At 69.9% G+C, this 8514-nt stretch carries 6 protein-coding genes; all 6 read left to right on the plus strand.

All coding sequences use genetic code 11. The annotated features are described in order from the left end of the window. Positions 1-32: 32 nt before the first annotated feature. Positions 33-1712, plus strand: a complete 1680-nt coding sequence (locus L0P92_RS20910; RefSeq protein WP_234764323.1) for a type 2 periplasmic-binding domain-containing protein — start codon at positions 33-35, stop codon at positions 1710-1712. Beyond that, positions 1712-2764 carry an ABC transporter permease gene (locus tag L0P92_RS20915; RefSeq protein WP_234764324.1) on the plus strand — a complete coding sequence of 351 codons (1053 nt, stop codon included), beginning with the start codon at positions 1712-1714 and terminating at the stop codon, positions 2762-2764. Before L0P92_RS20910 ends, L0P92_RS20915 begins: the two co-directional genes overlap by 1 nt. Continuing rightward, positions 2761-3687 (plus strand): carbohydrate ABC transporter permease, encoded by a 927-nt coding sequence (locus tag L0P92_RS20920; protein WP_234764325.1) that lies wholly within the window; start codon positions 2761-2763, stop codon positions 3685-3687. The genes L0P92_RS20915 and L0P92_RS20920 overlap by 4 nt, the downstream gene beginning before the upstream one ends. A 135-nt stretch (positions 3688-3822) precedes the next feature. Further along, complete coding sequence (locus L0P92_RS20925) at positions 3823-6042, plus strand: WD40/YVTN/BNR-like repeat-containing protein (RefSeq protein ID WP_234764326.1); 2220 nt, start codon at positions 3823-3825, stop codon at positions 6040-6042. After that, positions 6042-8024: a beta-galactosidase gene (locus L0P92_RS20930; RefSeq protein ID WP_234764327.1), complete on the plus strand. Its 1983-nt coding sequence runs from the start codon at positions 6042-6044 to the stop codon at positions 8022-8024. The genes L0P92_RS20925 and L0P92_RS20930 overlap by 1 nt, the downstream gene beginning before the upstream one ends. Continuing rightward, positions 8021-8514, plus strand: a 494-nt coding sequence (locus L0P92_RS20935; protein WP_234764328.1) for a glycoside hydrolase N-terminal domain-containing protein, incomplete at its 3' end; no start/stop codon positions are given. The genes L0P92_RS20930 and L0P92_RS20935, both read left to right, overlap by 4 nt.

An 8514-nucleotide genomic window follows, 5' to 3' on the forward strand; every position in this document is an offset into this window, starting at 1 on the left:
GGTGTCCAGGTGCGCCACGAAGGGTTGACGCAATGACGCCGAACGCCGACTCCGTCCCTTCCGGACCCAGCCGGAGAAGCTTCCTCGCCTCCACGGCGGTGGCCACCGCAGCGGTGGCCGGTGGGATGCCGCTGCTCGCCGCCTGCGGCGGATCGGACTCCGGCTCGCGTGAGGGCGCCACGTCGGGCAAGGCCGCCGACAAGCTGCTCCCGACGTACGTCGCCAGCTCGGTCGCCCAGCCGGACCTTCCCTCGAAGAACGGCTCGGCGGCCGGCTACACCGGCAAGGTGGACCTCGCGGCCCTGAAGACCTCGGTCCCCGACAAGCTCGGCACCGGCGCCCCCGTCAAGATCATGTCGCCGTTCTGGGGCTCCCCGCCGAAGCCCGGAAACCCGTATTACACGGCGCTCGACGCCGCGGCGGGCACGAAGATCACCTGGCAGAACCAGGACGGCAACACCTACGGCGAGAAGCTCGGCGCGGTCCTGGCCTCCAGCTCCATACCCGACATGGTGGTCGTGCCGAGCTGGGAACTGGTCGGCAAGATCTCCAACGCGGTCACCGCGAAGTTCATGGACCTCGGGCCCTATCTGGCGGGCGACAAGGTCAAGAAGTACCCGAACCTGGCGGCCATCCCCTCCGACGCCTGGCGCATGGGCATCTTCGGCGGCGCCCTGCGCGGCATCCCGATGCCCGCCGCCATCGCGAACTGGATCACGCCCCAGTACCGCAAGGACCTCTTCGACAAGAAGGGCTACTCGGTACCCAAGTCGCCCGACGAGTTCATGAGCTGGGCCAAGGAGGCCACCAGCTCCAAGGCCAAGGTGTGGGCCTGCGGTGACATGACCTGGTCGGCGTGGAGCATCTTCGGTGTCCGTGGCTCCGGGACGATCGGCTGGGACATCGGGGACGACGGCAAGATGACGTACCGCATCGAGCAGCCCGAATACCTCGAGGCTCTGGAGTGGGTCCGCAAGCTGTTCGACGCGGGCGTGGTCCACCCCGACGACAAGGCGCGCTCGGGCGACCCGGGCCAGCGGTTCACCGCCGGGCAGACTCTGGTCTACAACGCCAACATCGCCGACTGGTACGGGAAGGTCTCCGAACAGGCCCAGTCCAACCCGGACCTGGAGATCGACGCCATCGACATCTTCGGCGCCGACGGCGGCGACCCGACGCTGTACGCGTCCCAGCCCGCCACCATCTGGTCGCTGATCCGCAAGGGCGCCTCCAAGACGACCGTGGAGAACGCGCTGGCCGCCGCCAACTTCTCGGCCGCGCCCTACGGCACCAAGGAGCGGATGCTCGTCGACTACGGCGTCGAGGGCACCCACTACACGGTCAAGGACGGCGTTCCGGCCAAGAACGACCTGGGCAACTCCCAGGTGCTCAACGCCTGGGTGATGCTGGCCGCACCGGCCGCCTACTACGCCCACCCCGACTTCCCCGACATCGCCCGCAAGCAGGTCGAGTGGCAGCAGCGGATGGGCGCCTTCATGAAGAAGACGGCCACCTTCGGCATGAACATCGTCGAGCCGACCCGCTACGCCAACCTCGCCAGCCAGTTCGAGCAGCTGGAGATCGACTACGTGCGCGGCAACCGCAAGCTGTCCGACGTGCAGGCCGCCATCTCCACCTGGAAGTCCTCCGGCGGCGACAAGCTGCGCGACTGGTACAAGGAGCTCATCGACAAGAACGGCAGCGGCGCCTGATGTCCCTCACGGCCGGGAGCAGGCCTGACGGGACTCGTCCCCCCGCGGCCGTCGAGGAGCCGACGGCCGCGGTCGCCGCAGCGTCTCCCAAGGTCTCGGTGCCGGGAAAGGCGAGCAGGGCCGGCAAGGTTCCCTTCCGGGTCCGGTGGCGCCGCGACCGGGCGCTCATCGTGATGACGCTGCCCGTCATCGTCCTGCTCCTGATCTTCAACTACGTCCCGCTGCTCGGCAATGTCGTGGCCTTCCAGGACTACGACCCCTACGTCTCCAGCAACGGCGTCATGGCGATCTTCCACAGCCCCTGGGTGGGCGTGGAGCAGTTCTCGCGGATGGTGGACGATCCGCTGTTCTGGAGCGCCGCGAAGAACACCATCGTCCTGTTCGTGCTCCAACTGGTGCTGTTCTTCCCGGTCCCCGTCGCCCTCGCGCTGCTCATCAACAGTGTGATCCGGCCGAGGGTGCGGGCCGTGGCGCAGGCGATCATGTATCTGCCGCACTTCTTCTCCTGGGTCCTGGTCGTCACCGTCTTCCAGCAGATCTTCGGCGGCGCGGGCATCATCGCGCAGACCCTGGAGGACCACGGCTGGAGCGGTTTCGACCTGATGACCAACGCGGACCTGTTCAAGTACCTGGTCACCGCGCAGGCCGTCTGGAAGGACGCCGGCTGGGGGATCATCGTCTTCCTCGCCGCGCTGGCCGCGGTCAGCACCGACCTGTACGAGGCCGCCGCCATGGACGGAGCGGGGCGCTGGCGCCGGATGTGGCATGTGACGCTGCCCGCGCTGCGCCCGGTGATCGCGCTGCTGCTGGTCCTGCGGGTGGGTGACGCGCTGAGCGTCGGGTTCGAGCAGTTCCTGCTCCAGCGGTACGCGGTCGGTGTGGGGGCCAGCGAGGTCCTGGACACCTACGTGTGGAACATGGGTATCCAGAACGGCGACTTCAGCTACGCGGCCGCGGTCGGCCTGGTCAAGGGAGCCATCGGAGTGTGTCTCGTCCTGGGCGCGAACAAGGTCGCGCATCTCCTCGGCGAGCAGGGGGTGTACAAGAAGTGAGCCTCAACACGCAGCTCGTCCGCAGCCTCAAGGCCCCCGCCCGCCCCGTGTGGGAGGAGCCGCCCAGCAAGGTGGGACTCACCGCCAAGAGCGGCTTCCTGGTGCTGTGCTGCCTGGGCGTGCTCGGTCCGCTGTGGATCGTGATCGTCACCAGCCTCTCCCCGAAGCCGGTGATCGACCGGGTCGGCGGCCTCGTCGTGATCCCCCAGGGCATCACCTTCGTCAACTACACGGAGCTGCTCAGCGGCGGCCAGGTCAGCCGGGCGATCATGGTCTCGGTCGGGGTCACGCTCGTCGGCACGTTGTTCTCGATGGCGGTGTCGGTGCTGGCGGCCTACGGTCTGTCGCGGCCGGGGAGTCTGGGCCATCGGTTCTTCCTGATGACCATGATGGCGACGATGTTCTTCGGCGCCGGGCTGATTCCGACGTATCTGCTGGTGCAGTCGCTGGGGCTGACCGACACGTATCTGTCGCTGATCCTGCCGAGTGCGGTGAGTGTCTTCAACATCCTTGTGTTGCGGGCGTTCTTCATGGGGATCTCGCCCGAGCTGACCGAGTCGGCGCGTATTGACGGGGCCAGTGATCTGCGGATTCTGCTGACCATCATCATGCCGCTTTCGCGGGCCGTACTGGCTGTCATCTCCTTGTTCTACGCGGTCGGGTACTGGAGTGCCTGGTTCAACGCGTCGATCTATCTCACCGATCAGCAGATGATGCCGTTGCAGAACGTGCTGATTCAGTTGGTGCAGAAGAACACCGAGGCGCCGACGGGGCTTCAGCAGGCGGTTCGTACCGGGCAGCTCTCCTCGCTGGGGTTGCAGATGGCCGTCATGGTTCTCGCGTTGATTCCGGTCGCGGTTGCTTCTCCGTTTGTCCAGCGGCATTTCAAGAAGGGCATGTTGACCGGCGCGGTCAAGGGCTGACGGTCCCTTTTGGGAGAACAGCGCCGTAAGGCCACCGGTTGTTCGCTGTCTGCGGCTTCGTTGTGGCTGGTCGCGCAGTTCCCCGCGCCCCCAGGTAGGTATCCGCATTCCCCTTTGCAAGAACGAGGTACGTCAATGCGCATGTCTCAGCCCAGCAGAAGAACCGTTCTCGCCGGGACCGCGGCCGCTGCCGCGCTCACTGCCCTTCCGTCTGTCACGGGGCAGGCGGCCCTCGCCGCGCCCGCGGCCGCCGGCGGAGCCTACCGGTGGCGTACCGCCGTCATGGGTGGCACAGGATTCGTCACCGGTGTGCTCTTCCACCCCTCCGTCCGTGGGCTCGCCTACGCCCGCACGGACATCGGCGGGGCCTACCGGTGGGACGACCGGACCGACCGTTGGATCCCGCTCACCGACCACCTGGGGTGGGACGACTGGAACCTGCTCGGGGTGGAGGCCATCGCCGTCGACGCGGCGCACCCGAACCGGCTGTACCTCGCCCTCGGCACCTACGCCCAGTCCTGGGCCGGGAACGGAGCCGTGCTGCGGTCCGAGGACCGGGGTGCCACCTGGAAGCGCACCGATCTCGCCGTGAAGCTCGGGGCCAACGAGGACGGGCGGGGTGCGGGGGAGCGGCTGCTCGTCGATCCGCGGGACAGTGCCACGCTGTGGCTGGGTACCCGGCACGACGGAATGCTCAAGTCGACCGACCGGGGCGCCAGTTGGCAGGCCGTGAGCTTCCCGGCAACCCCGAGCGCCACCGGCCAGGGCGTCACCTTCCTCGTCGCCGCGGGCCGTACCGTCTACGCGGGCTGGGGCGACTCCGACGGCACCGCCGGCCAGCCCAACCTGTACCGCACCTCCGATGGCACGACCTGGGAGGCGGTGCCCGGGCAGCCCACCGGCACGGCCGCCAAGGTGCCGATCCGCGCCGCGTACGACCGGCACACGCGCGAGCTGTACGTGACGTACGGCAACGCGCCCGGCCCCAACGGTCAGTCGGACGGCAGTGTGCACAAGCTGCGCACCACCGACGGGAAGTGGACCGAGATCACGCCGGTCAAGCCCGGCGGGCCGACGCCGGACGGCGGGACCGACACCTTCGCGTACGGCGGAGTCGCCGTCGACGCCTGTCGCCCCGGCACCGTCGTCGTCTCCACCAACAACCGCTGGGCGCTGATCGACACCCTGTACCGCTCCACCGACGGCGGCCGCAGCTGGACGTCCCTGAAGGACAAGGCCGTCCTCGACGTCTCCGAGACCCCGTTCCTCACCTTCGGCGCCGACGAGCCCAAGTTCGGCTGGTGGATCCAGGCCGTCGCCCTCGACCCGTACGACTCGAAGCACATCGTCTACGGCACCGGCGCGACCCTCTACGGCACCCGTGACCTGAGGAACTGGGCCCCGCAGATCCGCGGCCTGGAGGAGACGTCCGTCCGCCAGCTGGTCTCGCCCCCGGCCGGAGCGGCGCATCTGATCAGCGGCAACGGCGACATCGGCGTGATGTACCACGAGTCGCTCACGGCGTCGCCCTCGCGCGGCATGGCCGCCAACCCCGTCTTCGGATCGGCCACCGGACTGTCCCAGGCCGCCGCCAAGCCGTCGTACGTCGTCCGGGCCGGCTGGGGCGACCACGGCAACGGCGCCCACTCGAACGACGGCGGGCAGACGTGGGCGCCCTTCAAGGCGCAGCCCGCCATCGCCAAGGACGCGCCGGGGCCGATCGTCACCAACGCCGACGGCAGCGTGCTGCTGTGGTCCTTCGCGCACTGGGACGGCACCGTGTACCCGACGCAGCGCTCGGCCGACAACGGCGCCACCTGGGCCGAGGTCTCCTCCCTGCCGAAGGGCGCCGTGCTCGTCGCGGACCCGGTCGACCCGAAGCGCTTCTACGCCTTCGACACCGCCACCGGGACCGTCCACGCCAGCACCGACGGCGGCCTGACCTTCGCCGCCCGGGCCGGCGGTCTGCAGTCCGGCGACAAGGAGTTCCAGCTGGCCGCGGCCCCGGGCCGGTCCGGTGACCTGTGGCTGAGCCTGAAGGGGAACGGGCTCTACCGGTCGACCGACGGGGGCGCCGCCTTCAGCAAGGTCGGCAGCTGCTCGGCGTCGTACACCCTCGGCTTCGGCAAGGCCGCCGAGGGCGCCTCCTACCCGGCGGTCTACATGGTCGGCTCGACGGAGACGATCACCGCCGTCTACCGCTCGGACGACCAGGCGAGGACCTGGACGCGGATCAACGACGACCAGCACCAGTGGGGCTGGATCGGTGCCGCCATCACGGGGGATCCGAGGGTCTACGGCCGGGTCTACGTCGCCACCAACGGGCGGGGCGTGCAGTACGGGGAGCCCGTCTGATGCCGAAGCCACAAGGGCCGGCCCTGAGCGACGCCACCCGTGGACGCCTCCTCTTCGGCGGCGACTACAACCCGGAACAGTGGCCCGAGGAGGTCTGGCACGAGGACGTCCGGCTGATGAAGGACGCCGGAGTCAACTCGGTCACCCTCGGCGTCTTCTCCTGGTCGAGGCTGGAACCGGAGCCGGGCGCACGGGAGTTCGGCTGGCTGGACCGGCTCATGGACCTGATGCACGACAGCGGCATCGGCGTCGTCCTCGCCACCCCGACCTCCTCACCGCCGCCCTGGATGGGCCGGCTGCACCCCGACACCCTGCCCGTCACCGAGGACGGCCGCACCGAGTGGTGGGGCGGCCGGCAGCACTTCTCGCACTCCAGTGCCACCTACCGGCGCTACGCCGCCGCCATCACCGAGGACCTGGCCGCCCGCTACGGCGGCCACCCGGGCCTGACGATGTGGCACATCAACAACGAGTACTGCACCTTCGACCACGGCGACGAGGCCGCGGCCTCCTTCCGACGGTGGCTGCGGGAGAGGTACGGCACCCTCGACGCCCTCAACGAGGCCTGGGGCACCGCCTTCTGGAGCCAGGGCTACGACACCTGGGACGGCATCCTGCCCGCCCGCCAACCGCACTACATGCGCAACCCCAGCCAGGTCCTGGACTTCCGGCGCTTCACCTCCGACATGCTCCTGGAGTGCTTCGTCGCCGAGCGCGACATCGTCCGGCGCCACACCCCGCACATCCCCGTCACCAGCAACTTCATGCCGCTGTGGTTCGGGCAGGACGCCTGGCGCTGGGCCGGGGAGGAGGACGTCGTCTCCGTCGACCTCTATCCGGATCCGCGCGATCCGCTGGGCGCCCAGGACGGCGCCCTCGTGCAGGACATGACCCGCTCCCAGGCACGCGGGCCGTGGATGCTCATGGAGCAGGCGGCCGGGCCGGTCAACTGGCGCGGCGTCAACCACCCCAAGCCCCGGGGACTCAACCGACTGTGGTCGCTGCAGGCCGTGGCGCGCGGCGCCGACGCCGTCTGCTACTTCCAGTGGCGGCAGTCCCGGCAGGGCGCGGAGAAGTTCCACTCCGGCATGGTCAGCCACGCCGGGGAGCAGGGCCGTACGTACCAGGAGGTCAAGCAGCTCGGCGCCGACCTCGCGAGGATCGCGCCCGAGGTGTCCGGCCGGCACAGCACCGCGGACGTCGCCGTCCTGCACGACTGGCACGCCTGGTGGGCCGGCGCCCAGGACGGCCGCCTCTCCCACGAGGTCGAGCACGCGGACGTCCTCAGGACCTGGCACCGAGCCCTGTGGCAGGCCCACCTCACCACCGACTTCGCCCATCCCGAGCACGACCTGACGGCGTACCGGCTCGTCGTCGTACCGCAGCTCTACCTCCTCACGGACGCGGCGATCGACAACCTCCTCGCCTACGTCCGCGGCGGCGGCACCCTCGTCTGCGGCTTCCTCACCGGCGTCGCCGACCAGGACGACCGGGTGCGCGAGGGCGGCATGGACGCCCGGCTGCGCGAGCTGTTCGGCATCCGCACCCTGCACGAGTGGTGGCCCCTGGACCCCGGGGAGGGTGTCGCCTGCGAGGGCTTCCGGGGCACGCTCTGGTCCGAGGAACTGGAGGCCGACGGCACCGCCGACGAGACCGTGGCGTACAAGGGCGGGGAACTCGACGGGCTGCCCGCCGTCCTGCGCAAGGGCGGGGCCTGGTACGTCTCCACGCTCCCGGAACCGGACGCGCTGCGCGACCTGCTGGCCCGCATCGCGACCGGCGCGGGTGTCCGCCCGGTGCTCGACGGCCTCCCCGAGCAGATCGAGGCGGTACGCCGGGGCGAGCTGCTGTTCGTGCTGAACCACGGCCGCGAGCCGGTGACCGTCGAGGTGCCCGGCACCCACCGCGACCTGCTGACCGGGGCGGACGTCACGGACCGGGTCACCCTCGGCCGCTACGACGCGGCGATACTTCGGCCATGATCCCGACCCCGGCCCACGGAACGTGGGAACCGCATCCCGCCGCTCGCTGGGAGGACGCGTTCCTCAGCGGCAACGGCCACCACGGCACCCTTGCGTTCGGTGACCCGAACGACGACCGCGTCATCGTCACCCATCACACCCTGGTGCGCCCCAACGGCAGCGACACCCGGCCCCCGAAGCTCGCCGCCGACCTCCCCGCCCTCCAGGACCGCCTCCTGGCCGGCGACCACACCGCCGCGGAGGGCTTCACCGACGGCCGTCCGTTGCAGTGGGTGCGGCCCTTCCACCCCGCCTTCCAGCTCCGGCTGCGCCGGCCTGCCGAGGAGGGGCACGGCTACCGCCGGTCCGTCGACTTCGCCACGGGCGTCGTCCGGGCGCAGTGCGCCGACTGGACCAGCGAGGTCTTCGTCTCCCGTGCCGACGACGTGATCGTCCAGCGCGTCACGACCCCCGGCCCCACCCTCGACGTCTCCCTGGACCACGCCCTCCC

The organism is Streptomyces muensis, from assembly GCF_021474425.1.
GTDB lineage: Bacteria > Actinomycetota > Actinomycetes > Streptomycetales > Streptomycetaceae > Streptomyces > Streptomyces muensis.